This window comes from Tepidimicrobium xylanilyticum (assembly GCF_900106765.1).
In the GTDB taxonomy this organism is placed as follows: Bacteria; Bacillota; Clostridia; order Tissierellales; family Tepidimicrobiaceae; genus Tepidimicrobium; species Tepidimicrobium xylanilyticum.
Genome location: NZ_FNNG01000010.1, coordinates 44,200 through 68,164, shown reverse-complemented (window position 1 = coordinate 68,164; position 23,965 = coordinate 44,200). Strand labels below are relative to the sequence as shown.

22 protein-coding genes and 1 pseudogene are annotated in these 23,965 nt (G+C 33.4%); 4 read left to right on the top strand and 19 right to left on the bottom strand.

Annotated features, from left to right (window positions below):
* Positions 1 to 30 precede the first annotated feature (30 nt).
* The 7 genes from BLV68_RS10780 to dhaK form a co-directional block, all read right to left on the bottom strand.
* Entirely contained in the window at positions 31 to 1,353 is a 1,323-nt protein-coding gene (locus tag BLV68_RS10780) for a YeeE/YedE family protein (protein WP_200773761.1), read from the bottom strand.
* A 282-nt stretch (positions 1,354 to 1,635) separates the two neighbouring features.
* Positions 1,636 to 3,135 (bottom strand): glycerol kinase GlpK, encoded by a 1,500-nt coding sequence (gene glpK / locus BLV68_RS10775; protein ID WP_093753688.1) that lies wholly within the window; start codon positions 3,133 to 3,135, stop codon positions 1,636 to 1,638.
* 27 nt (positions 3,136 to 3,162) lie between these two features.
* A complete protein-coding gene (locus BLV68_RS10770; protein WP_093753686.1) occupies positions 3,163 to 3,891 on the bottom strand; it encodes an MIP/aquaporin family protein in 729 nt (242 codons plus the stop codon).
* Between the two features lie 87 nt (positions 3,892 to 3,978).
* Positions 3,979 to 4,542: a glycerol-3-phosphate responsive antiterminator gene (locus tag BLV68_RS10765; protein WP_093753684.1), complete on the bottom strand. Its 564-nt coding sequence runs from the start codon at positions 4,540 to 4,542 to the stop codon at positions 3,979 to 3,981.
* A gap of 25 nt (positions 4,543 to 4,567) precedes the next feature.
* Positions 4,568 to 4,972 (bottom strand): dihydroxyacetone kinase phosphoryl donor subunit DhaM, encoded by a 405-nt coding sequence (dhaM, locus tag BLV68_RS10760; RefSeq protein WP_093753682.1) that lies wholly within the window; start codon positions 4,970 to 4,972, stop codon positions 4,568 to 4,570.
* Positions 4,973 to 4,982: 10 nt separating this feature from the next.
* The gene (dhaL, locus tag BLV68_RS10755; RefSeq protein ID WP_093753680.1) at positions 4,983 to 5,615 is read right to left on the bottom strand and encodes a dihydroxyacetone kinase subunit DhaL; all 633 of its coding nucleotides are present in this window, start codon (positions 5,613 to 5,615) and stop codon (positions 4,983 to 4,985) included.
* A gap of 21 nt (positions 5,616 to 5,636) precedes the next feature.
* Positions 5,637 to 6,632 (bottom strand): dihydroxyacetone kinase subunit DhaK, encoded by a 996-nt coding sequence (dhaK, locus tag BLV68_RS10750; RefSeq protein ID WP_093753678.1) that lies wholly within the window; start codon positions 6,630 to 6,632, stop codon positions 5,637 to 5,639.
* A 534-nt stretch (positions 6,633 to 7,166) separates the two neighbouring features.
* On the opposite strand from dhaK, the gene BLV68_RS10745 reads away from it, so the two are divergent.
* The 3 genes from BLV68_RS10745 to BLV68_RS10735 are packed head-to-tail and all read left to right on the top strand — an operon-like array spanning position 7,167 to position 10,257.
* The gene (locus tag BLV68_RS10745; protein ID WP_093753676.1) at positions 7,167 to 8,597 is read left to right on the top strand and encodes an NAD(P)/FAD-dependent oxidoreductase; all 1,431 of its coding nucleotides are present in this window, start codon (positions 7,167 to 7,169) and stop codon (positions 8,595 to 8,597) included.
* A gap of 5 nt (positions 8,598 to 8,602) precedes the next feature.
* Positions 8,603 to 9,877 carry an NAD(P)/FAD-dependent oxidoreductase gene (locus tag BLV68_RS10740; RefSeq protein WP_200773764.1) on the top strand — a complete coding sequence of 425 codons (1,275 nt, stop codon included), beginning with the start codon at positions 8,603 to 8,605 and terminating at the stop codon, positions 9,875 to 9,877.
* A 14-nt stretch (positions 9,878 to 9,891) separates the two neighbouring features.
* Entirely contained in the window at positions 9,892 to 10,257 is a 366-nt protein-coding gene (locus BLV68_RS10735) for a DUF1667 domain-containing protein (protein WP_234949892.1), read from the top strand.
* A 31-nt stretch (positions 10,258 to 10,288) separates the two neighbouring features.
* Here BLV68_RS10735 and BLV68_RS15995 read toward each other — a convergent pair whose 3' ends face one another.
* The 7 genes from BLV68_RS15995 to BLV68_RS10705 all read right to left on the bottom strand — a co-directional run bounded on the left by BLV68_RS15995 (position 10,289) and on the right by BLV68_RS10705 (position 17,294).
* A complete protein-coding gene (locus BLV68_RS15995) occupies positions 10,289 to 10,546 on the bottom strand; it encodes a hypothetical protein (RefSeq protein ID WP_234949891.1) in 258 nt (85 codons plus the stop codon).
* Positions 10,547 to 10,710: 164 nt separating this feature from the next.
* The gene (locus tag BLV68_RS15990; RefSeq protein ID WP_234949890.1) at positions 10,711 to 11,133 is read right to left on the bottom strand and encodes a thiamine pyrophosphate-dependent enzyme; all 423 of its coding nucleotides are present in this window, start codon (positions 11,131 to 11,133) and stop codon (positions 10,711 to 10,713) included.
* Positions 11,134 to 11,334: 201 nt separating this feature from the next.
* Entirely contained in the window at positions 11,335 to 12,804 is a 1,470-nt protein-coding gene (locus tag BLV68_RS10725) for an alanine/glycine:cation symporter family protein (protein WP_093753670.1), read from the bottom strand.
* Between the two features lie 126 nt (positions 12,805 to 12,930).
* Positions 12,931 to 13,767: a response regulator gene (locus BLV68_RS10720; protein WP_093753668.1), complete on the bottom strand. Its 837-nt coding sequence runs from the start codon at positions 13,765 to 13,767 to the stop codon at positions 12,931 to 12,933.
* On the bottom strand, positions 13,742 to 15,040 hold the full coding sequence (locus BLV68_RS10715) for a sensor histidine kinase (RefSeq protein ID WP_234949889.1): 1,299 nt from the start codon (positions 15,038 to 15,040) through the stop codon (positions 13,742 to 13,744). The genes BLV68_RS10720 and BLV68_RS10715 overlap by 26 nt, the downstream gene beginning before the upstream one ends.
* Before the next feature lie 105 nt (positions 15,041 to 15,145).
* Positions 15,146 to 15,817, bottom strand: coding sequence for a P-II family nitrogen regulator (locus BLV68_RS10710; RefSeq protein ID WP_093753666.1), 672 nt, complete (start codon positions 15,815 to 15,817; stop codon positions 15,146 to 15,148).
* Positions 15,804 to 17,294 carry a DUF1538 domain-containing protein gene (locus BLV68_RS10705; protein ID WP_093753664.1) on the bottom strand — a complete coding sequence of 497 codons (1,491 nt, stop codon included), beginning with the start codon at positions 17,292 to 17,294 and terminating at the stop codon, positions 15,804 to 15,806. The genes BLV68_RS10710 and BLV68_RS10705 overlap by 14 nt, the downstream gene beginning before the upstream one ends.
* A 757-nt stretch (positions 17,295 to 18,051) precedes the next feature.
* On the opposite strand from BLV68_RS10705, the pseudogene BLV68_RS10700 reads away from it, so the two are divergent.
* Positions 18,052 to 18,740 (top strand): annotated as a pseudogene (locus tag BLV68_RS10700) (SDR family NAD(P)-dependent oxidoreductase); the annotation flags it as partial.
* A gap of 142 nt (positions 18,741 to 18,882) precedes the next feature.
* Here BLV68_RS10700 and gatB read toward each other — a convergent pair.
* The 5 genes from gatB to BLV68_RS10675 all read right to left on the bottom strand — a co-directional run bounded on the left by gatB (position 18,883) and on the right by BLV68_RS10675 (position 23,734).
* Positions 18,883 to 20,313, bottom strand: coding sequence for an Asp-tRNA(Asn)/Glu-tRNA(Gln) amidotransferase subunit GatB (gene gatB, locus BLV68_RS10695; RefSeq protein WP_093753662.1), 1,431 nt, complete (start codon positions 20,311 to 20,313; stop codon positions 18,883 to 18,885).
* Positions 20,303 to 21,754 (bottom strand): Asp-tRNA(Asn)/Glu-tRNA(Gln) amidotransferase subunit GatA, encoded by a 1,452-nt coding sequence (gene gatA, locus BLV68_RS10690; protein ID WP_093753660.1) that lies wholly within the window; start codon positions 21,752 to 21,754, stop codon positions 20,303 to 20,305. Before gatA ends, gatB begins: the two co-directional genes overlap by 11 nt.
* Positions 21,755 to 21,767: 13 nt before the next feature.
* The gene (gene gatC, locus BLV68_RS10685; RefSeq protein ID WP_093753658.1) at positions 21,768 to 22,052 is read right to left on the bottom strand and encodes an Asp-tRNA(Asn)/Glu-tRNA(Gln) amidotransferase subunit GatC; all 285 of its coding nucleotides are present in this window, start codon (positions 22,050 to 22,052) and stop codon (positions 21,768 to 21,770) included.
* Between the two features lie 789 nt (positions 22,053 to 22,841).
* Positions 22,842 to 23,315, bottom strand: coding sequence for a chemotaxis protein CheX (locus tag BLV68_RS10680; RefSeq protein WP_093753656.1), 474 nt, complete (start codon positions 23,313 to 23,315; stop codon positions 22,842 to 22,844).
* On the bottom strand, positions 23,315 to 23,734 hold the full coding sequence (locus tag BLV68_RS10675) for a bacteriohemerythrin (RefSeq protein ID WP_093753654.1): 420 nt from the start codon (positions 23,732 to 23,734) through the stop codon (positions 23,315 to 23,317). The genes BLV68_RS10680 and BLV68_RS10675 overlap by 1 nt, the downstream gene beginning before the upstream one ends.
* Between the last annotated feature and the right edge of the window lie 231 nt (positions 23,735 to 23,965).

Genomic DNA, 23,965 nt, shown 5'->3' with positions numbered 1-23,965 from the left:
CCTTTAAATGTAATTTATAATTTTAAATGTTTAATTTTTATTCCACCTTTTAGCACAGATATTGCCTATAGTTCCTCCTATAACCATAAATATTAAAAATAACCACCCTGAAAGCGAGAAATGAGCAATTGATGTATATAATGCTCCTGCATTACAACCATTTGCCATACGGGTTCCCAAGCCCATGGTTATTCCACCTAAAGCAAAGAGCAGTGCTTCTTTTTTACTAATCTTTAACTCAGAAACAAATGTAGTTCTAAACTTTCCAGCAGTCAATAGATAAATTGCTGTACCAACTACTATTCCAAAATTTTGCACTGAAGATCCATGCTCAAAAAATGGTACTGTGAAAAATTCAGGAGATTGCTTAGTAAATGAAGCAAGGGATTCGGGTGATATACCAAATACCACTAATGCTTTTCCAAACCACAGCCCAAGAGGTGTAGAAACACCCCAACCGGATTTGGTTACTCCCATTAGCAATGTAAATAGCAAGCATAAAACTACTGCTCCCTGTTTTAAGGTCCAAGGTTTTACAAAAACCTTTTCATAGGTTTCAGCACTAATTAGCTTGGAATAGGAATAATCTTTTTTTTCCAAAGAATCTTGTAACTTTTCCATTGGATGGCCTATATAGGTACCTTGTTCTTTTCTCCTTTTTTCATATAGATGGGATAAGTGGACTACTATACCACAGAATATACCAGTTAGGACCAATGCTCCTAAATAGCCTCCAAAGCCATCCCATTTAAATAAATCTGGTAGAAAAACACCACCTTTAAACAATTGTCCAACTGGCGATGTTACCCATGATTCAGTAACCCAGGTTGCACCATTTTGAATGGGAAATCCTAAAAACACACCTAATCCAAAAAATATTAAGGTGATAATAGCTCTTGGTAACCCAGTTACTAGATCTGTTAATACTCCGCTAGCACAACACGAAGAAAAGGACATTCCAAATCCAAATAATATTCCACCTAGTATCAGGCCTAAATTAATGGGATTTATGTTTAAATTATAAGCTGTCAAATCTTCAGATGTGTATAAAAAAGCTGTAGTAGATAAAAGGGTAAGGAAAAACATAAACATTAGAGTTCTCATTAACTTGGTAGAACCAGTATTAAAAGCCCGATTTACACTGCCAGCAAAGCCAGTATAAGCTCTTGTCAAAGTATACCCTAAAGCAGTGCCAATGACAAGCCTAAAATATATCATTTGGTTTTTTAGTAAAAACTTTCCTAGAATTAGTACTGAAAAAACACCCATAAAACCTAATATGATCTCCGCTTTCTTCAAACTAATCTCAGATTGAATTTTTGAAGGACCCAAAGTTGTAGTGCCCTTATCCATTTAATCTCCCTCCTTAAAACCTTGTATTGTTTTATTTATGTTTATTATATAACTAACAATCCTCAATAGATCATAACTCTTTCTAATACAATATTAGTATTTTTAATAGCTTCTTTTATTGAAGTAAACTTGTACCAATCGAAAGTTTAAAACTGTAAAACTTACTTAATAGCATTTTTTAAAAAAAGTGCTTAGGAACTACTTCTAAAACAAGTAGCTCCTAAGCACTTTTAATCTAATTTACATTAATTAAGTTAAATCTGTAATTCTCTTAAACCCATACTATTCTTCTTCCCATTTATGAGCCCTTTCAACAGCTTTCTTCCATCCTCTATACAATCTTTCTCTTTCTTCTTCATCCATTTCTGCTTCAAATACTTTATTTACATTCCATCTCTTCGAAATTTCATCTTTATTAGACCAGAATCCTACAGCTAATCCTGCTAAATATGCTGCGCCTAAAGCAGTGGTTTCTATTACCTCAGGCCTATGAACTGGAACTCCTAATATATCAGATTGAAATTGCATTAGAAAATCATTGGCTACTGCTCCACCATCTACTCTTAATGCTTGTAAGTCTATTCCTGAATCCTCCTGCATTGCTTCTAAAACATCCCTTGTTTGATAAGCAATGGATTCTAAGGCAGCTCTTATAATATGATTTCTATTTGCTCCTCTAGTTAAACCTACTATTGTTCCTCTTGCATACATATCCCAATAAGGAGCTCCCAATCCCACAAAAGCAGGTACTAGGTAAACTCCGTTATTATCCTTCACCTGTGTTGCAAAATATTCGCTATCCTTGGCATCATGTATTAACTTAAGTTCATCTCTTAACCACTGAACCACAGCCCCGGCTACAAATATACTTCCTTCTAAAGCATATTCTACCTTTCCGTCCACACCCCAAGCAATAGTAGTTAAGAGACCATTCTTAGAGGTTACCGCCTCTTCTCCTGTATTCATCAACATAAAGCATCCAGTTCCGTAAGTGTTTTTAGCCATTCCCGGTTGGAAACATGCTTGCCCAAATAGAGCTGCTTGCTGGTCTCCAGCTATACCAGCTATTGGAATTTGAGCACCACCTAATGTTTGAGGATCTGTAACCCCATAGATTTCACTGGAAGGTCTAACTTCTGGTAACATAGAAGCTGGTATTCCTAACTCTTTCAAAAGTCTTTCATCCCATTTAAGATCCTTTATATTGAAAATCATAGTTCTTGAAGCATTGCTATAGTCCGTTATATGAACTTTCCCCCTAGTCAAGTTCCAAATAAGCCAAGTATCAATATTTCCAAATAAGAGTTCTCCTCTTTCCGCTTTTTCCCTTGCCCCTTCTACATTATCCAAAATCCATTTAATCTTGGTTCCAGAAAAGTATGCATCAATAACAAGGCCCGTATTTTCTCTTACATAATCCTCTAATCCCCTTGCTTTCAACTCATCACAAATATTAGCTGTCCTTCTACATTGCCAAACTATTGCATTATATATGGGCTTTCCAGTATTTTTATCCCATACAACCGTTGTCTCCCTTTGATTTGTAATTCCGATGGCAGCGATCTCATGTGGTCTGATACCTGCAGTTTCCAATACTTGCCTTAAAACTCCAGACTGGGTTCCCCATATCTCCATTGGATCGTGTTCTACCCATCCCGGTTTTGGATAATATTGAGTAAACTCACTTTGAGCAACTTGAACTATTTCCCCATCATGATTAAATATTATTGCTCTAGAACTGGTAGTACCTTGGTCTAAAGCAATTATATATTTCTTATCCAATGTATTTTCCCCCTTTAAATATATTGTTTATACCCATAGGCTTAAAAATAGTTGATATACATAAGCCCCCAATACTCCACCAATTACTGGTCCAATTACTGGAATCAGTGCATAGCCCCAGTCTGAATCCCTTTTTCCTGATATAGGAAGTATTGCATGGGCAATTCTTGGTCCTAAATCTCTAGCAGGATTAATAGCATAGCCTGTAGGCCCACCTAAGCTTAAACCTATGCTCCACACTAAAAAACCCGCTAATAAAGCTGACAAAGCTCCTACCCCATTATTCATATGATTAATACCTAAAATTCCAATTGCTAACATAGCAGTTCCTATTATCTCGGTAATCATATTGGATACCTTGTTTCTAATAGCTGGAGCAGTACAAAAAACTCCAAGTTTTGCATCCTTATCTTCAGTAGCTGCGAAATGGTCTTTATAGGTTAAATATACTAAAACAGCACCAACAAAAGCCCCTAACAGTTGTGCTACTATGTATCCTGGAACTAAAGACCAAGAAATGTTCCCAATTGCAGCAAAGCCTATAGTTAAAGCCGGATTAAGGTGAGCTCCACTAACCCAACCAGTAGTATAAGCTGCTACTGCAACTGCCAAGCCCCAAGCTGTAGTTATTACGATCCAGCCTGAATTATTCCCTTTCGAATCCTTTAATACAACATTTGCAACTACTCCATCCCCCAAGAGGATTAGTAACATTGTACCAAAAAATTCACCAAAATACATACCCATATTAGACATCGGTTTTCCCCCTTTAATTAATTTTTAAGCCATATTTAAGTTTAATAATAAAAAAACTTTCACCACCACCTCCTTGAATCTGCTATCCTACATATACCAAACCTTTTCATTGCTAGTAGATATGGCTATGGCCCCTGCTTTAAGGCTTGATATTACATCTTCTTTCTCCTTAATAAGGCCTCCAGTAATTACTGGAATATTAGTTTCTGAAGTTATATTTTCTATTATTTTTGGCATAATGCCAGGGAGTATTTCTACCGCATTGGGCCTCGTAGTTTTTACAGCGTTAATACCAGAATCTAAGGCTAAAGAATCTAATATGAATAATCTTTGAATAACAAATAGCTTTAACTCCTTAGCAACTTTCACCAAATTAGCCTTAGTAGTTATTATTCCATCTAGTTTAACATGAGTATTGAGGAATTTTATTGCCACCTCGTCTTTTGAAAGCCCATCTATCAAATCTACATGAACATATACTAGCTTAGCATTTTCCTTTAACTTAGAAACAATAAAACTTAAATCCAATATATTTCCCGTTAGTAAAAACACAGCTTTACAAGGCGATTGAATAACCTTATCTAATTTATCCAAATCATTAATTGCTGCAATAATCGGGTTTTGGCTTATAGCGTTAAAAAAATTTCCCATTACTTTTCCCCCTCTAAACTATGAGTTAAAATTGCTCCTGCAACTTTTTAGTTGTTCGTGCTTCTTCTGCAGCTTTTAAAACTTCCTCCATATTATTAGATATATATGCTTGTACTGCTACAGATATGCTACCTTCTACAATAGGGGTATCTAAAATTATTACTTTCTTTCTTATTTCCTCTTCTAGCAATTCTATAGCTAATTCAGCGTTCATTAGAGAACTTCCTATATCTACAATTATCCCTATTCCATCCCCATCATAAGCTTTTTCTATAGCTTCCTTAATCATTATGGGATCAGTTCCAATCCTGCCGTCACTGGTGCCCCCCGCAGGTATTATTTTGAAATCTTTATCTACCATTTCATATATAAGTTCCACTACCCCTTCTGCAATTTTCCTGCTATGTGATACAACTACTAATCCAATCACGATTCCCCTCCTAATTTTTCTCTAATATCTCAGTTATAGATTTGATAATAATGTAGCTTGAAGTAGCCCCGGGATCTTGGTGTCCCAGGCTCCTTTCACCAAGATAACTGGCCCTCCCCTTCTTAGCTATAATGGTTTTAGTATATTCAACGCCTTCCAATGCTGATTCTTCGGCTCTTTTAAATGCTTTAAGGCTATTTTGTCCTTCTTCGTAAGCTAACTTAAGGGCTTCATAAGCAGGGATTAGTGCGTCTAACATGGTTTTATCCCCTCTGTTGGATTTTCCTCTCATCTTTATACCTTTAATTGCTTCATCAAACATATTTACGACATCATCCTTATCTATTTCCTTTTTTCCTTCCACTACTGTAGCAGCCCTTAAAAAACCTGTACCATATAGAGGCCCAGAAGCACCTCCTACTGTAGATATCAGAGTCATGGCTACGGTCTTTAGAATACAGCCCCAATCTTTCCCTTCCATTTCCTCTAGTTTGTCATTGATTGCACTGAAACCCTTAGCCATATTTATTCCATGGTCTGAATCTCCTATAACCCTATCCAGTTCAGTTAATAGTTCTTTACTTTCTATTATATTTTTTGACATATTCTTTACTATTTCTAATAATAATGAAGTGTCGCCCATTTTATCCCCTCCATTGGTATGCTATATTTGTCGAAATGCAGGTGTATAGGCTCTATCATCTAAAAATCCCTTTAGTTCTTCATCTAATTCTAGTAATGAAATCGATATCCCAGCCATCTCTAAAGATGTCATATAATTGCCTACTATTGTCTTATATACCTTTATTCCCTGATCTTCCAAGATCCTATGAACTTCCCTATTAACTATATATAGTTCCATTAGTGGTGTTCCTCCTAATCCATTGACCAATACAGCAACTTCTTTATTTTTTAGTTTCATATCCTTTATTATCTTATCTAATAATATGGTTGTTATTTTATTTGCTGTTTTTATCTTTTCCTTATGAGTTCCCGGCTCTCCGTGAATGCCTAGTCCTATTTCCATTTCGTCTTCTCCTATCTCGAAGCTGGGTTTCCCTGCTGCAGGAACTACACATGGTGTTAAAGACATTCCCATAGAACGAGTATTTTCTATTGCCTTTTCTGCCACCCTTTTAACCTCTAATAAATCCAATCCCCTTTCTGCTGCTGCTCCTGTTATTTTATGAACTAAGACTGTTCCTGCTATTCCCCTTCTGCCTACAGTATAAGTTGAATCCTCCATAGCTACATCGTCATTTACTACTACTTTTTCTACTTTAATTCCTTCCATTTCAGCCATTTCTGCTGCCATTTCAAAGTTCATCACATCTCCGGTATAATTTTTAATAATTAACAGTACACCCTTTCCTCCATTTACAGCTTTAATTCCCTTATAAACCTCTTCAGGTGTTGGAGATGTAAACACCTCACCTGCCACAGCTCCATCTAACATACCTAGGCCTACAAAACCTCCATGGGAAGGTTCGTGCCCACTTCCGCCTCCACTTATTAGAGCAACTTTTCCCTTTACTGGTGAATCCTTTCTGATTAGAACATTGCTATTCTCTACCCTTTTTATAAATTCTGGATGAGCTTTTACCATCCCCTGAAGCATTTCCTCTACTACCTTATCACTGCCATTGATTATCTTTTTCAAAAAATCACCCCTATTATAATACTTTTTATTTAAAATGACAATTTATGTACCCTATTTTAAACATATGGTAAGGAAAGTAACTTGTGCATATAAGCATAAAAAGCCACAACTATTTAACCTTATAATAAAGTAGGTTAAATAAATTGCGGCTCTCTTCTTCTCCACCGAATATAAATTTGCAAAATTCTTATATTTATTACGAATAATACCATAAATCAAGTTTTATGTCAAGAATATTTTGGAAATTTATGATTAAGCTCTAAAAACATTCAAATACTTTTAAAAAATACTACGATTTTCTTGGGTATCTTTTTTGTAAATATAATAATGTATCAACATTTGGTACAGTATATGATAAACTTGCTAGTATTATGAATATTTTAAATTTTTATTTTTCTACTTTACTTTCTTTCAACATAATTATATAATAATAGTAAGAAAATTAAATACCATGGTTGAGAATCGAGAACCACACTTTTGCCCGAAAAGGGTAAGGTGTGGTTTTTTTATATTTCTTTTAAAGGAGGTCTTGTTATGTATGATGTAGTCATAGTTGGCGCTGGAATAACTGGAACTTTCATTGCTAGAGAATTGTCCAGATATGAATTAAAAATATTACTCATAGATAAAGAAAACGATATCTCTAACGGGACTACTAAAGCAAATACTGCCATAATACACGCTGGATTCGATGCTCCTTATAATAGTAAAATGGGGTATTTCAATGTGCGAGGTAATCCTATGTTTGATAAGATTTGTAAAGAGTTGGATGTGCCCTTCAAACGGATTGGGTCCTTAGTCCTTGCCTTTAATCAAGAAGACTTAATAACTATAGAAAAATTATTTGAAAATGGATTAAAATCCAAAATACCTCAGATGGAAATTTTAGATGGAAAACAAGCTAAGAAAATAGAACCAAATATATCCGATGATGTTAAGGGTGCTTTATATGCCAGAACCGCTGGCATTATTGGACCTTGGGAATTGGCAATTGCACTAGCAGAAAATGCAATGGAAAATGGTGTTGAGCTTAAATTAAATACAGAAGTACAAGATATTACTAAATCAAATAACGGCTATAAAATCGTTACCAATCTAGGAAACATAATAACTAAAATTATAGTTAACTGCGCTGGAATATATGCTGATAAGTTAAACAATATGGTATCCGACAAAAAATTAAATATTATTCCTAAGAAGGGACAGTACTACCTATTAGATAAAATGGCAGGAAATCTAGTTAATAAAGTAATATTCCAATGCCCAACTGAAAAAGGAAAAGGAGTAGTAGTAACTCCAACAGTTCATGGAAATTTAATAGTAGGTCCTGATAGTGAAATAATAGAAGAAAGGGAAGATACGAGAACAGAAACTCTCAGATTAAAATATATAAAAGAAGTAGCTACAAGATCCGTACCTAATATCCCGTTTGAACAAGTTATTACAACTTTTGCAGGAGTTAGGGCTGAACCAGATACAGGAGATTTCATAATTGAAGAAGTGGAAGATTCCCCAGGATTTATAAATGTCGCAGGCATTAAATCGCCAGGATTATCTGCTTCCCCTGCCATAGCTGAATATGTCGTAAATCTAGTTGGTAATATTTATGGTGGATTGAATGAGAGTAAAAATTTCAACCCTTATAGAAAAAAAGTGATTAGATTTGCAGAACTTTCTGATGAAGAAAAGGATCGATTGATAAAAGAAAATCCTAAATATGGTAATATAATTTGCCGTTGTGAAACAGTAACGGAAGGAGAAATATTAGATGCTATCCATAGGAAGGCCGGTGCAAGAACTGTTGATGGAATTAAAAGAAGAGCAAGACCTGGTTCCGGTAGATGTCAAGGAGGTTTTTGTTTGCCTCGTGTAATGGAGATATTAGCAAGGGAAATGAATGAGGAAATAGAAAAAACTCTAAAGGATGGTCTAGGTTCTTATATATTAACTGGTAAGACCAAATAATCATGATGGAGGTGACAAATTTGAATTATGATTTAGTAATTATTGGAGGGGGGCCTGCTGGTTTAGCCGCTGCAATTAGCGCAAGGAAAAAAGGTATAAAAGATATATTGATTATAGAAAGGGATAGAGAATTGGGAGGGATTTTAAATCAATGTATCCATAATGGCTTTGGACTGCATCTTTTCAAAAAAGAGCTAACTGGTCCCGAATATGCAAAGATTTTTATAGACGAAATCAAAGAGCTTAACATAGATTATAAGTTAAATACATTCGTATTAGATATAAACAATAATAAAGAATTATCTGTAATCAATTCGAAAGATGGATTTTTTAAGATTCAAGCAAAAGCAATAATCCTAGCCATGGGATGTAGAGAAAGACCCAGAGGAGCAATTAATATTCCCGGTTCTAGACCTAGCGGAATATTTACCGCTGGAACTGCCCAAAGGTTTATTAACATGGAAGGATATATGGTAGGTAAAAAAGCTGTAATTTTAGGTTCTGGTGACATTGGACTGATTATGGCAAGAAGATTAACCCTAGAAGGTACGAAAGTAGAAGCTGTAGCTGAAATAATGCCTTATCCTAATGGGTTAAATAGAAATATCGTCCAGTGTTTAGAAGACTTTAACATTCCCTTACTGTTAGAACATACTGTAATAGAGATTAAAGGCAAGAATAGATTAGAAGGAGTAGTTTTAGCAAAGGTTGATAAAAATAGGAATATAATAAAAGGAACAGAAAAATATATTGAATGCGATACCTTAATCCTTTCAGTAGGACTTATTCCTGAAAATGAATTGTCCAAAAGTGCAGGCATCAAAATTGATCCCCTTACTTCTGGACCCATAGTAAATGATTCTTTAGAAACCAGTGTTGAAGGAATATTTGCCTGTGGTAATGTGCTCCATGTCCATGACTTAGTAGATAATGTAACCATGGAAGCCTATAAAGCTGGTGAAAAAGCCTTTGAATATATTGAAAGGATTAATAAAAGGAAAGTCATTGAAACAAATAGAGTAAGATTACGTACAGGTAATGGTATTAGATATGTCATTCCCCAATATATAAATACTGATAACTTAAACGAGAATTTGAAACTATTCTATAGGGTAAACAATATTTATAGAGGCATTGAGATTTTAATAGAATCTAATGGAAAAGTAATAAAAAGAATAAAGAAAAATCAAGTATTTCCATCACAAATGGAATCCATCTTTCTAGAAAAAAACTCACTAGCTGGGATAGCCCAAAAAGAAATTACGATTTATCTTAAATGACGGGAGGGATTAAAATGGACAAAATAGAAAAGATATGCATAGTATGTCCTATTGGATGCAATTTAATCATTGAAAAGGATTCTACATCTAAAGATGGATATAAAGTTAATGGCAATAAATGTAATAGAGGGTTGAAATACGCAATTGAAGAAATGACTAATCCTACCAGAGTTCTTACATCTACTGTAAGAATAAGAGGAATATCTAATAATATGTTATCAGTAAGAACCGACAAAGGCATTCCAAAGGATAAGATCTTCCAAGTAATGGATGTGATAAGGGGCTTAGAGGTAGAATTGCCCGTTGAAGTAGGAGATTTAATTTTAACAAACATATTGAATACCAATGCCAATTTAATTGCAACTAAATCTGTTGGCTAAAAGGTATGGAGCCTATTTGACTCCATACCTTTTATATAAATTCCTCCATCAATTTTTCTGCATCCATTGGATCTAATTCTCTATCAACAAGAGGTGGACCATCCTTTATAAATTGAAATCTATCTTCATAAGTTTTCTTTTCTGCTTTATATGATATTCCTAAAGGGATTCTATCGCCAAATTCCAATGCCTTTTTATATGCTTTATCTTTATTGGTATAGTCGTAATCCTCATCTAGATAATATATCCTTTTCTTATACCATGCAAAGGTATCTACCCTATTCCACACTGCGCAGGGTTGTAATATATTTACTAATGTATATCCTGTATATTTTATGGCTTCCTTAATTAGACTTATAAATGAGATATATCTCCCGAAAAACCTCTCGTAACAAAACCTACCCCATAGTTAAAGCCAAAGCTAAAGGTTATATAGGCTAAAGCTTTACCCCATCAAATTGTAATGTTTTTTTGCCCCATAGCAGTCGTAGGAGAAGCCTGACCTTTAGTTAATCCATAAATCTGATTAATTATGAACAAAATGGCTATGTCTATGTTTCTCCTAATAGTGTGAATAAAATGATTTCCACCTTGTCCGTATGTATCTCCATCTCCAGACTCTACAATAACCTTTAAATCCCTGTTAACTAGCTTAATTCCTATTGTAGGAGGTATGGCTCTACCATGCAATCCATTAAATCCATTTGCTCTAATATAATGGAGCATTTTAGCTGCTTGACCTATTCCTGATACAATAACCACCTGATAAGGTTGGATTTTCAGTTCCTCTAAAGCTTGTTTTAAGGCTGTCCTTATCATAAGATTACCGCACCCTAGACACCAAGCTGGCTCATAAAGTTTGTAATCACATCCCATAATAAAACCTCACTTCATGGGCAAATACATCACCGGATTACTAATAGTATCATCCCCTGCTTACCTCTTTTTAAAAACCAATGCTAAAATCATTTCTAAACTTTTCATTTACTAATATATAAATAAAAAAATCCGATACAACCCCATATCTTTATAATATATTTCGGTTATATCGGATATGCTTAGCTATAAAATTCTCTATTATTTTATTGTTGTAGTACCCAATTCTCTCCCTAACTTGCGACCTCTATTAGCTGTTTCTGAGGCAATGTTTTGATACTGATAATCCCAATAAATCCTCCCTTTCTTAACGCATGTATCATAATCGTTTAGCATTGTAACTACTTCTTTAGATAATAAGAACAATGCTATAATATTGGGTAGTGCCATTATGCCCATAAACATATCAGCTAATTCCCATGCAAATCCTGCATCAATCATGGTACCTAATATTAGTGCAACCACTACTAAGGCCTTAAACCCAGCTATTGTTATCGGATGTGAATTAAAAACATACTTGACGTTGGATTCAGCAAAAAAATACCATCCTACTATTGTAGTTAACGAGAAAAACGTTAAACATATGGATAAAAATATTCCACCAAATGTACCAAATCCAATTACAAAACCTGATTGGGTCATGATTGTTGCGCTTTGAGACATTTCTGCTGCAGAGATATTTGGATTATATGCGCCTGAAGTAAGGTTTACCATAACCGTAGACAAACAAATTAGGAAAGTTGATATAAATACACCTATCATAGCAGTAAATCCTTGTTCTGCTGGATGCCCTACATCTGCAACTGCGTGTGAATGAGGAGTTGAACCCATGCCTGCTTCATTTGTAAACAATCCTCTAGCCAACCCAAATCTAATAGTTTGCTGTATAGTAATTCCAAGTACTCCACCACCTATTGCTGATGGCTTAAAAGCTCCAAGGAATATACTTTTTATAGCAGGAAGAAAATTGCCTATATTAATAAGAACTACCAACAAACTTCCAACAATATAGAAACCAGCCATGAAAGGTACAATTTTCTCTGCAAAAGCAGCAATCCTTCCCATACCTCCTACAAGTATGAGAGCTACAATTATAGCAAGCCCAATAGAAATAAGAAAATTTGGCACCCCAAAGGCATTGCTAACTGAAACTGCAATTGAATTGGACTGCACCATTATACCAACTATACCTAATGCTAATATACAAGTTATTGCAAAAAACATGGCTAATTTCTTTGATTTTATTCCATTTCTTATATAGTATGCTGGTCCACCAACTAGTTCTCCATTCTTTAATTCTCTATATTTTTGTGCTAATACGGATTCACTAAATATGGTGGTCATTCCAAAAAAAGCAGAAACTAGCATCCAAAATGCTGCTCCAGGACCACCTGCAGCTATTGCCGTTGCTACCCCTACTATATTGCCTGTACCAACTTGCGCTGCAACAGCAGTGGATAAAGCTTGAAAAGGAGTCATTTTTCCCTCTTCAACTGGCTCTTTCTTAACAACATCTAAGATCATCTTCTTCAAGGCAGGAAAAACTCTTGTAAACTGTGGAAATCTAAGTTTAATTGTCATATAAACCCCTATGCCAATTAGCCCAAATATTAAAATATAATCCCATAAAATAGTATTTACAAAACCAACTATTTCTTTGACAAAATCCATAATATAACCTCCAATATTATTGTTGTGACTAATTATAATAGACTATCTTCAAATAGTTACAAAAAGTTTCACTAGAGATAAAAATTTAGTCAAAAAAATAGATGGGATTCTACTCCCATCTGTCCTTTATGATTCCCTCTTGCCATAATAAACCATTCCATCTATGAATTTCTTTATATTTACTTTACCCCTCTTATTACTTTTACCCCTAATATAATCCATTTCCGTCTTAATTTGTTCAAAGCTATATAATCCATTAGAATACTCCGTAAAAATCTCATTCATATAATCTTCTATTCCTAAATTTGCCAGATTTATCAGTCCAACAGTTGCAGTTCTTCTTATCCTCTGTTCCATAGTTTTTGGATTATTAGTAAACTTATTGCAAAGTTCCTTTATCGTTAAATCTGACATATTTTGGTCTGTATCAATTAAATATTTTGCTAATGTGATAATATCTCGGCTTCCTGCCTCCCCAATAATCCCAATCCTTTCCATAACCCTTTCTATTGCCTTAATACTACTATCATAATTCTCATTTGAAACATTAGAATCGGATACAAATAGATTTTGGATCAAATCCAATTTCTTATTCATTTGGAGCTTTTCTATGACCTTCCTAATTACCGTCTCAACTTCAATAGCATTTATAGGCTTTGAAATATAATATTCTATTCCACTTTCATATGCTTTAGCAATCATGTCCTTTGAAGATACTTGGGAAATCATAATATACTGAACATCGCTATAAAAACTCTTTGCTTCCTTTATCAATGTAATGCCATCCTTTCCTGGCATAAGCAGATCTACCAATACAATATCAGGTTTAAGTTTCAGTATATCCTCTAAAGCAGATATTCCATCGTATGCTTTCCCTACAACATCTCCCAAGTTCCTGTCAATGATTATCTTTTCCAATATCTTTACAACGTTGCTGTCATCTTCTACTATGAATATTTTCATCTAAATCTACCTCCAGCGACTCCCTAGGAATATACATAATAAAATTGGTTCCCTTCCCTTTTACAGAACTTACTTCTATACTCCCTTTTAACAGTTCTTCAACTATATATTTAACAACGCTCAACCCTAAACCTCTATTGATCTCACCTGTACTGTAATCGATTTTCGTGGAAAATCCAGGCGAAAAAATATGCTTTAAATTTTCCTCTTCTATTCCACTTCCATTATCAGCAACAATTAATACATGCTGATCCTTTTCCATTCTATGAATTACTTCGATTTTAGCTCCTTCTTTCAAATCAGGCATTGCATCAATACTATTCATAATTAGATTGCGTAATATGGACATAATATAATAATGCTTTAAAGTATAAAAATCATCTTGTAAGTGGAATACAAGTTCAACATTTTTCTTAATCCTATTTATTTCCCTTTTCATGGTCTCAGACAATATGTTTATTATATCCTTAAAGTTCATACCTTTATCGTCAAATTGATTCTCCGTAATCTGTTTAATCCCTCGAACAACTAACAAATTTTCTTTCTTTATTTCATGTATATCTCTAGCAATTGAAAGAGCCATTGAAGCCCAACTTTCCTTTTCTACGTTTAATTTGATTTTCTCAAACAATTTATATGACTCAGACATAACCCTTTCTATATTATCCATATTCTTTTCTATCCAATACACTTCAGTTTTTAATTCAGATGTTAACCATAATAACCTTTTATACCTTTCTTCATGTTCCTCTTTAATGAGAAACATTCTGTAATATTTAAACATATTTAATGCAGCCCAAATAATTCCCGAACGAGCCAAGGCTATTATTAATAAAGTAGGAATAATTTGCCATTGGTAATATGTTATTAAGAATCTAGTTCTAGTAAACATTTCTACCAGATTTGCACTAAAATCGCTAATGATTAAAACCATAAAAACAGAATTTATATTATTTTTATCTACTTTATCTATTAATAAGGCGTAGATGAAGGAATAAAATAAATAAAACAGTATTTCCAATTGATAAGAAACGATCACATCTTTAATATTTCCATTGGTTAATAAATATAAAAACAATCTAAATATATAAACCATGAAACCAGATAAAAGGCCTGTTTGAACTGGCTTCAAGTTTTCATAATAAAGAAGCAAAATGACTAATGCAATAATACCTGCTGAAACTCTAAAATCGTTAATCATCAATCCTATGCTAACTTGGGATGCTAATCCAACCAATAGGGATACAAAAAAAATCCTTCCATTAAATTTCAAATTACGTCACCTCTAGTTAAGTATATAAAATTTGAATAATTACTGCAATCTTTTAAGGGAAAATAAAAATTCGATAAAAAAAGAAAACCCTATAAAGGATTTTCATCATTTGTTTTTTACAAATAATCCAATAGCCCTGTTTACATCTACTACAAATAAAATACCTGCTCCAGGTTTTTCAATATTTAATTTGTCATTAATTGAATTTATTATGGGCTCGGTGTTTTCTGCCTCCGATAATATTAATACTATATCCTTTTCTGGTTCTATTTCCATATTGAATAACTTTTCCTTCTCATGTATTCCAGATCCTCTTCCATGTAATACAGTTCCTCCCGTTGCACCAGCACTTCTTGCCGCTTCTATAACATCTTCCGATAATCCTCTATCTACAATTGTCACAATAGCTTCAATTCCCATAGTATTACCACCTTTCTCTTCATGATTCGACTTAAATTTTAACCCCTTAAACCCTAATACTCTCTTCAATGGAATAGAAAAAGCTATTCCATGGTGAGGCTTGTCAAAAGAGAATTCTTTTGTTAATTCCTTGTGGAATATTTCTTCCAATTCTTCCTCTATAATCATCATCAAAATCTCTTTTCTTGTCTCATCCAAACCAAGAAATTTAAGCAAACTGCTGTTAACAGTACCTCTTCCTAAAACAAATGTACCTCCACTTGTACCTAATTCCTTTGATTTTCTTAAGATTTTTGTTCCCTTACCAAAATCTGCAATAACACAATATAAACAAAACCTCATATCAATAGCTGTCATCAATTTCAACACCTCTTTTCTTGGCTTTAATTTTAAATAGGAAGCCTAACATCTGTATTGCTACTAATGGAGTCATAGCCACCATAGCAATAACTCCAAATCCATCTATCAACACATTGGCCGTTGGAATAGCATCGGCAGCTCCCTGGGCAAAGGCTAACACAAAAGTAGCCGTCATAGGGCCAGATGCAACTCCACCTGAATCAAAAGCTATCCCAACAAAAATAGGAGGAACAATATAACTAATTATAATAGCAATAGCAAAACCCGGGAGCAAAAAATGCCATAATTTTAATCCTGGAAACATTATCCTCATCATAGACATAGAAACAGCAAATCCAATTCCTAAAGACAATGTAGCTAATATAGCCTTTTTCTTGATATAACCCCCTGTAACATCTTCCACCTGTTCTGTTAATACATGAACTGCTGGCTCAGCTAATACAACTACAAGCCCCAATAAAAATCCTATGCAAGGGAGTAACCATGGTTTGCCTAAACTCGCAATACCATACCCCATAACCCTTCCTACTTCCATGAATCCTGCATTGACCCCTACTAAAAACAAAACTAATCCAATATAAGTATATAAGAGTCCTTTTAATATTCTATTTCTGCTAGCTCTATTTAATTTAAATTTGTTGGCATTAAAAATTAAAAATATCACAGTAATGGGTAACAACGTCTTAATGGATTCCTTAGCTAGTTCTGAAAATGCTTCTATATAGGGATATAAAATGCCAGCATGGGGCACAAACGCCTCAGCTTGTCCTTGTATATCGGTTAAACCTGATATTACGCTCATCAACATAATTGCAAGTATAGGTCCAGTTGAAGCCATTCCAACTAATCCAAAGCTATCTTCCTCTTCGGTTTTACCACCTTTTAACTGAGAAACTCCTAAACCGAGAGCTAGTATAAAAGGTGTTGTCATAGCACCAGTAGTAGCTCCCGAAGCGTCTACTGAAATCGCCAAAAATTCCTCAGAAACCATTACCCCTAGAATAAAAATAATAAAATACGCCATTGTGTAGGTTTTATTAAGTGGTACTTCAAATATAATTCTTAATAAACCTACGGCCACCATAATACCTACTCCAACAGATACGACTATTAATATTGAATAAGCAGAAAGAATTCCGCCAGATGCATCTCTCACTTGGTAAGCTAGTATTTGCAAATCTGGCTCTGCTATAGTAATCATAAAACCTAATAAAAAGCCTAATATCCCTACAATTAACACCCTGTTGCTTCTTGCTAAATTTTCTCCCATCAAGTTCCCAATAGGTGTAATCCCAATTTCTGCACCAAACAAAAAAATTCCTAAGCCTAATATAACTGTTGTAGCACCAATTAAAAATCTTATAAACATATCTAGTTCTATGGGGACTACAGTAAGGCTTAATATAATTACTAATATACTTATTGGTACAACTGCAATAGCTACTTCTTTAAACTTGTTTAATAATAAATTCAATAATACCTCCTCCTTTTCATGCAAGTATTTTATTGCTTCATCAAAAAAGTTTCACTCCATAACCTCAAATCAATTAAGGGACATAGAAATCTTTAGGAGCAAAGCCACTAAAAATATCCGACTAATTGGCTTTGCATATAATTGTTAATTTTCAGTAATTTTAAAAATTAAATTTTACTATATTGCCCATTAAGCCTAAATAAACAATCCATCAAAAAAATTAAAAAGAACTTAAACGTACAGATTTCAACACAAATATTAAATAAGTCAAAGTACCATTATCATAAAAAACTTCAATTCCCCATTCAGAATATCAATAGAAACCATTTTAAATTCTTTATCATTAAATATATTATATATTAGAAAAGTTTAATCATACAACCAAAAATGCCATTATAACAAAAAATAAAACCTATTTCCTTGATAAGTACAACTAAAAAATATGTTGGTCATCTTTCAAGATTTAATAATTAAGGAATAAAGCTTTTAATACTGTGCACAATAAATTTGATCATATTTATCGTATAATCCTTAAGTGTTTTCAAGAATTGGTATAAAGTTCCAGAAAGATATTATAGCTTTTCTGTTAATTTTGATGTTTATTAATTAATCGTTTAATCAAATTTATCAATAGTATTAAATGTTGTTTGTTATATAATTAACGTGAAGAAATCGACATAAATTAGAAATATAAGGAGGGACAATAATGAAATTAAAGGGAAAGGTAGCTATTGTTACCGGTTCTATCTCTGGTATGGGGAGAGCTACTGCTGAGTTGTTTGCGAGAGAAGGCGCAAAGGTAATCGTTACAGGCAGAAATGAAGAAAGGGTAAAAGAATTAGTAGAAGAGATAAAGGAGAAGGACATGAAGCCATTTATGTAATTGCTAATATGCTAGATTTAAACGATGTAAAGAGAATATTCAATCGTACTATAGAAGAATACGATACAGTAGATGTATTGGTAAATAATGCAGGAATGCTAAGCATAACACCTCTTATAGATTTATCCATAGAAGAATGGGAAAATATCTTTAGAGTAAATGTAACTGCACCCCTGTATTTAACACAGTTAGTTGCTCCAATAATGAAGAAAAAAGGAAAAGGCGTTATAATAAATATAAGTTCTGTAGCTGGAGCCCATGCACATCATGGAACAGCATCCTACGTTTCATCAAAACATGCACTTGCAGGATTGTCAAAATCCATGGCCTGGGAACTTGGACCTGAAATTAGAGTTAATGCTATATTGCCAGGAGCAATAATGACAGCCATGTTAGAAAGCGTAGGAGGTGAAAACGCAGTTTCTCATCTAATTGAAGGCTCACCACTTAAGAGAGTAGGAACATCACAAGAAATCGCCACAGCAGCTTTATTCCTAGCTAGCGATGATTCTACATTTGTTACAGGACAGTTATTAAGAGTAGACGGAGGAATAGATATTTAAGAAAACTTAAATATCATTGTTTTTCAAACCTAACATTAGTATGGCTATGGTAAGAATATGGCTATTGGCTATATGCCAATAACCTTTCTTTGTTTTGTCACGCTAACCCATCTTAAATATAATATGTCCTTTAAGGAACCTATTATTTTTTATCTATCAAATCTAATATCATTTTGCTTACTAATTGAGGATTAGCCTTTCCTTTTGAAACCTTCATTACTTGACCTATTAAAAAGCTTAAGGCTCTATCTTTGCCATTTCTATAATCTATAATGGATTGCTTATTTTCGTCTAATACATTTTCGACTATTTCTAAAATTTGAAACTCATCCCTAATTTGAGTTAAGCCTTTTTCTTTAACAATTTCTTCAGGATATTTGCCTGTTTCAAATACTTCTCTCAAGACTTTCTTTCCAGTATTATTATTTATTTTTCCAGAATTAATTAAAGATATCAGTTGTGCCAAGGCTTTAGGAGTTAATTTAGTATCTTGTATTTCTATATCTTCATCCTTTAATCTTCGTAGAACATTTCCCATAATCCAATTGGTGACTAGTTTTACATCATCTATATATTTAATTGTTTCTTCATAGAATGAAGCTAATTCCTTTGAGGCTGTTAATACACCAGCATCATATTCTGATAGACTATATTCTCTCACAAATCTTTCTTTTTTATCATGAGGTAGTTCGGGAACCTTATTTTTTATTTCCTCAATCCATTCTTGAGATATTTCTATTGGCATCAAGTCTCCATCTACAGCAAACCTATAATCCTCTGCTTCATATTTTACTCTCATGGTTATAGTTTCATTATTAACTTCATCCCACCTTCTGGTTTCTCTTACTGTATTTTTACCTTCCTTTAGAAGTTGAATATGTCTCATTTTTTCGTACTCAATTGCTTTTACTGCTGCTTTGAATGAGTTTAAGTTCTTTATCTCTGTAATATTTGTCTTTGCTCCCGTTTTAGTATCTACAACATTTATATTTACATCACATCTAAGGGAACCTTCTTCCATTTTACAGTCTGATACTTCAATATATTTTAGCGTGGATCTTAGTTTCTCCAAAAATAACCTAGCTTCTTCTGGAGTATTCATTTCTGGTTTAGTTACAATTTCAATTAATGGTACTCCACATCTATTAAAGTCTATTAAAGTATCCCCATCTGTTGTATGAATAAGTTTTCCAGTATCTTCTTCCATTTGAATTCTTTGAAGCCCTATTTGTTTTGCGCCACACTCTAATTCTATCTCAACATATCCTTCTTCACATAAAGGTATCTCATTTTGAGAAATTTGGTATCCCTTAACTAAATCCGCATAGAAATAGTTTTTTCTATCCATTCTAGTTTTTGTATTAATTTTGCAATTAAAGGCAATTCCTGCTTTAATAGCATATTCCACCGCTCTTGTATTAACTACAGGCAAAGCTCCTGGTAAACCTAAACAAACAGGACAACAATTAGTATTAGCTTCTCTACCAAAGGTATTGGGGCAACCACAAAACATTTTAGTTTTGGTAGCTAACTCAACATGGATTTCAAGACCTATCACAGTTTTATATGCCATTTTTTATCCCTCCTTCAAGTGCAAGACCAGCTTTTATAATGTTCATTTCCTTATATCTATCTCCGATTATTTGAAGTCCTGCTGGAAGTCCATCTACATATCCACAGGGAATACTCATGGCACATAATCCCGCTAGATTTACCGGTACTGCAAAGATGCTTGTAAAATCTTTAACTGTAAACTCATCCTTTAACTTTCCTATTTTAAAGGGTAATATAGGAGATGTAGGTGTTAATATTACATCATAGTCTTTGAAAACTTCATTGAAGTCATCGATAATTAATGTTCTCATCTTTAATGCTTTTTCATAATAATCCCTTCCATGGCCAATACTCAAATAATAAGTTCCCATTAGTATCCTTCTTTTGACCTCTTTACCAAAGGCTTTAGTTCTTGAATTTTTATATAATTCATCTACGCTCTTATACTCTTTTGCCCTATGTCCATATCTTATACCATCGAATCTGGCCATATTAGAGCTTGTTTCTGCTCTACATATGACATGATAAGTAGATAATCCATATTTAAAATGAGGTAATGATATTTCTTCCACATCAGCTCCCAGGGACTCAAATACCCCTATTACTTTACCCATCTTTCCTATTAAACTTTCATCTAATTCATCAATATAAATTTCCTTTGGAATCCCAATTCGCATTCCCTTAACATATTCTGAAGGCTCTAAATTCCTTTCAAATGTTAAATCGACGGGATTTTCATAAGAAGTAGAATCCTTCTTATCATATCCTGCAATGGATGCAAGCATAAGAGCTGCATCAGCGACATATCTTCCAAAAACTCCTACTGCATCTAAAGTATTTGCTAAGGGGATAACACCATACCTAGATACTAAGCCATAGGAAGGTTTAATACCTACAACATCGCAATAAGCTGCAGGTTGCCTAATAGAACCTCCAGTATCTGTACCTAAGGATAAAGCAACTTCATTAGCTTTCACTGCTGATGCTGATCCCCCTGATGAACCTCCAGGTACTAGTTTTGTATTTATAGGATTTTTGGTTGGACCAAAAAATGAAGTTTCATTAGTTGACCCCATGGCGAATTCATCCATATTAGTTTTCCCTATAATTATTCCATTTTGATTTCTTATTCTCTCTACTACTGTTGCATCATATGGGGAGATGAAATTTTCTAACATTTTAGAACCACAGGTAGTTCTAACACCTTTCATTACAATATTATCTTTTATAGCTATTGGAATCCCTGCTAATGTTCCTAATTCTTCACCATTTTTTACCTTTTCATCTACTCTTTCTGCAGCTTTTAATGCTTCCCCATTATATACAGAAATAAAAGCATTTATATCCTTATCAATTTCTTCTATCCTATTGAGGTAAGCCTTTACTACTTCTACAGCAGATAGCTCTTTTTTCAATATTTTTTCCCTAATTTCTACTGCAGATAATTTTACAATTTCCATAGTTTCACCCCTTTTATTCAACGATATTTAGCAGTTTAAAATATCCACATTGCTTTTCTACTGTGTTTGCTAGTACTTCCTGCCTGCTTAAAGTTGGTTCTACAATATCTTCTCTAAACCTTTGAGTATTTTTATTTACCCCAAATGTAGGTTCTACATTTTCTAGATCTACTTTGTTGAATTCCTCTAAGCTTTGTAAAATTAAAGCAAACTCATAAATTATTCTTTCCTTTTCTTCTTCAGAAAGCTTTAATTTGCATAAATCAGCAATATGATCTACTTGTTTTTTTGTTATCATAATTCTCCTCTCCCTCTTCCAATCGAAAATTTATAGATCACAATTATTCAGGATTAGCTTAGATGCTTAAGATTCTTTGCTGACTCTCAAAAAGAGGCTTCATGTTAATTCATATTTTAATCATTCCAAACTATATCTATTATTTTTAGTTTACTCTGCTTAAATATTATATATCATTTTCTACCTTTCAATTTCTTCTATTATTCCTTAAAAATTTTAGCATTTCTTTATGGCTATTAAAAGTTTATCCTTCTATAAATCTTAAACTCTAAAAAAGGCCTATTATATCCTATTCTATAGATAAAACCTAAATATCCTAAAACAAACAAGATGAAAAGCACCTATATTTCACAACTTGTTATTCGATAAATAAATAAAAAGAACTCAAATTTGAGTTCTTCAAATGCATTCTATAACTATCCATTGATTTTAATCTACTATGTCTCTCTAATTCAGTAGCTGTCGTGTCACAACACCTTTAAATTTTTTATTTTGCTGTTGCCCTAAATCTAATTTTTTGTATCCCTCACATAGTTTTATTTCCTCACTTCTGGATCCCTTTACCTATCATCCAATGAACTCATTATCATCTAATCTATCTAGTTTTTCAATATAAATCTTTAGAGTTCTACATCAATAATGTTCATACCTCCCTTAGCATTCTACAACATAATTCATAATAAAACTAGACGTTAAACAATAGGAATAGCTATGGATAATTAATATATAGCTCTCGATAAGTATTTGATAAGTATTATTGAATTACATATCGTTAATAAGCGTAGTTGTTTATAATTTCTTCTTATCATCTGTAATAAAAATATTGATATCAAATTCTCCTATATCCGTCTTAATTGGAACAAGCAAAGCTTTTTTATTAGCCATTGATAGAGATTTATATTCCCCTATAATAACCTGCGGAGGCGCAAGGTCACAAACATAATTATAACTAGTTAAATTAGTTAGAGCATTCCCTCCTATTATATTTGCAACTTCACCCAAGGCAGATGAAACAAAATTATCTATCGTCTTCATCTCTAAACCTGACATTATTCGAACCATCTCCAATATCATATCCCTAGTAAAACTAAAAAGAACAGAACCTTTTAAATCCCCTGTAACGCCTAGAACTACATTGGCATTTTTGCTACTAACTAAACCCTCTACAACTTCTAAATCACCTCTTTCAACATCTAGATCAAGCATTAAATGAAATACATCTTTAGTTGCTATATAAAATGAGTTCACATATTCTGCTTTCATTATGCATTGCCCCCCTTTGATCTAACATATTCTCCGATTCTTTGGTCCATCTTTCCCACATGCATAATCAGCCATGTCATTAATTTTGCAGCAAACTCTTTTATCTTTTCCTCATTAAATTGCCCTTGTTCAAAAATCCTAACATATTCATTTATTCCTTCTCTAAATTTATCATGTGCTTCCCTGTGTTCTTCCAATTCTGGATAATTTATTTCCTCTTGATATCTTTCTTCATCGTTGAAATGGTAAATAACATATTCTTTCATAAAATCTAATGTTTCCTTTACATCATCCATTTTATCTTCCCAGATAGTATCTTTTTGTACAGTTTGAATAAAACGAGATAATCTGTCGAAAAGCTCCTTGTGCTGGTTGTCTATTACATCTACACCTATTCTATACCTTTCCTTCCACATCATAATAATTCTCCCCCTTTTCAGTTTTATTTTTTACCCAAATAATATACCCATTAACTGTTATTTATAAAGCAAATTTCTTATTTTTATCGTATTTATCATGCCCATAATTATATACATAGCTTTATCAAAATCAATAAATAGGGCATATTGACTAAGTTGATAATTTATGTTATCATTCATAATAAGAAAAGGAGTGTTCTATAAAGTGGACGATTCACCATATCCGAGTCA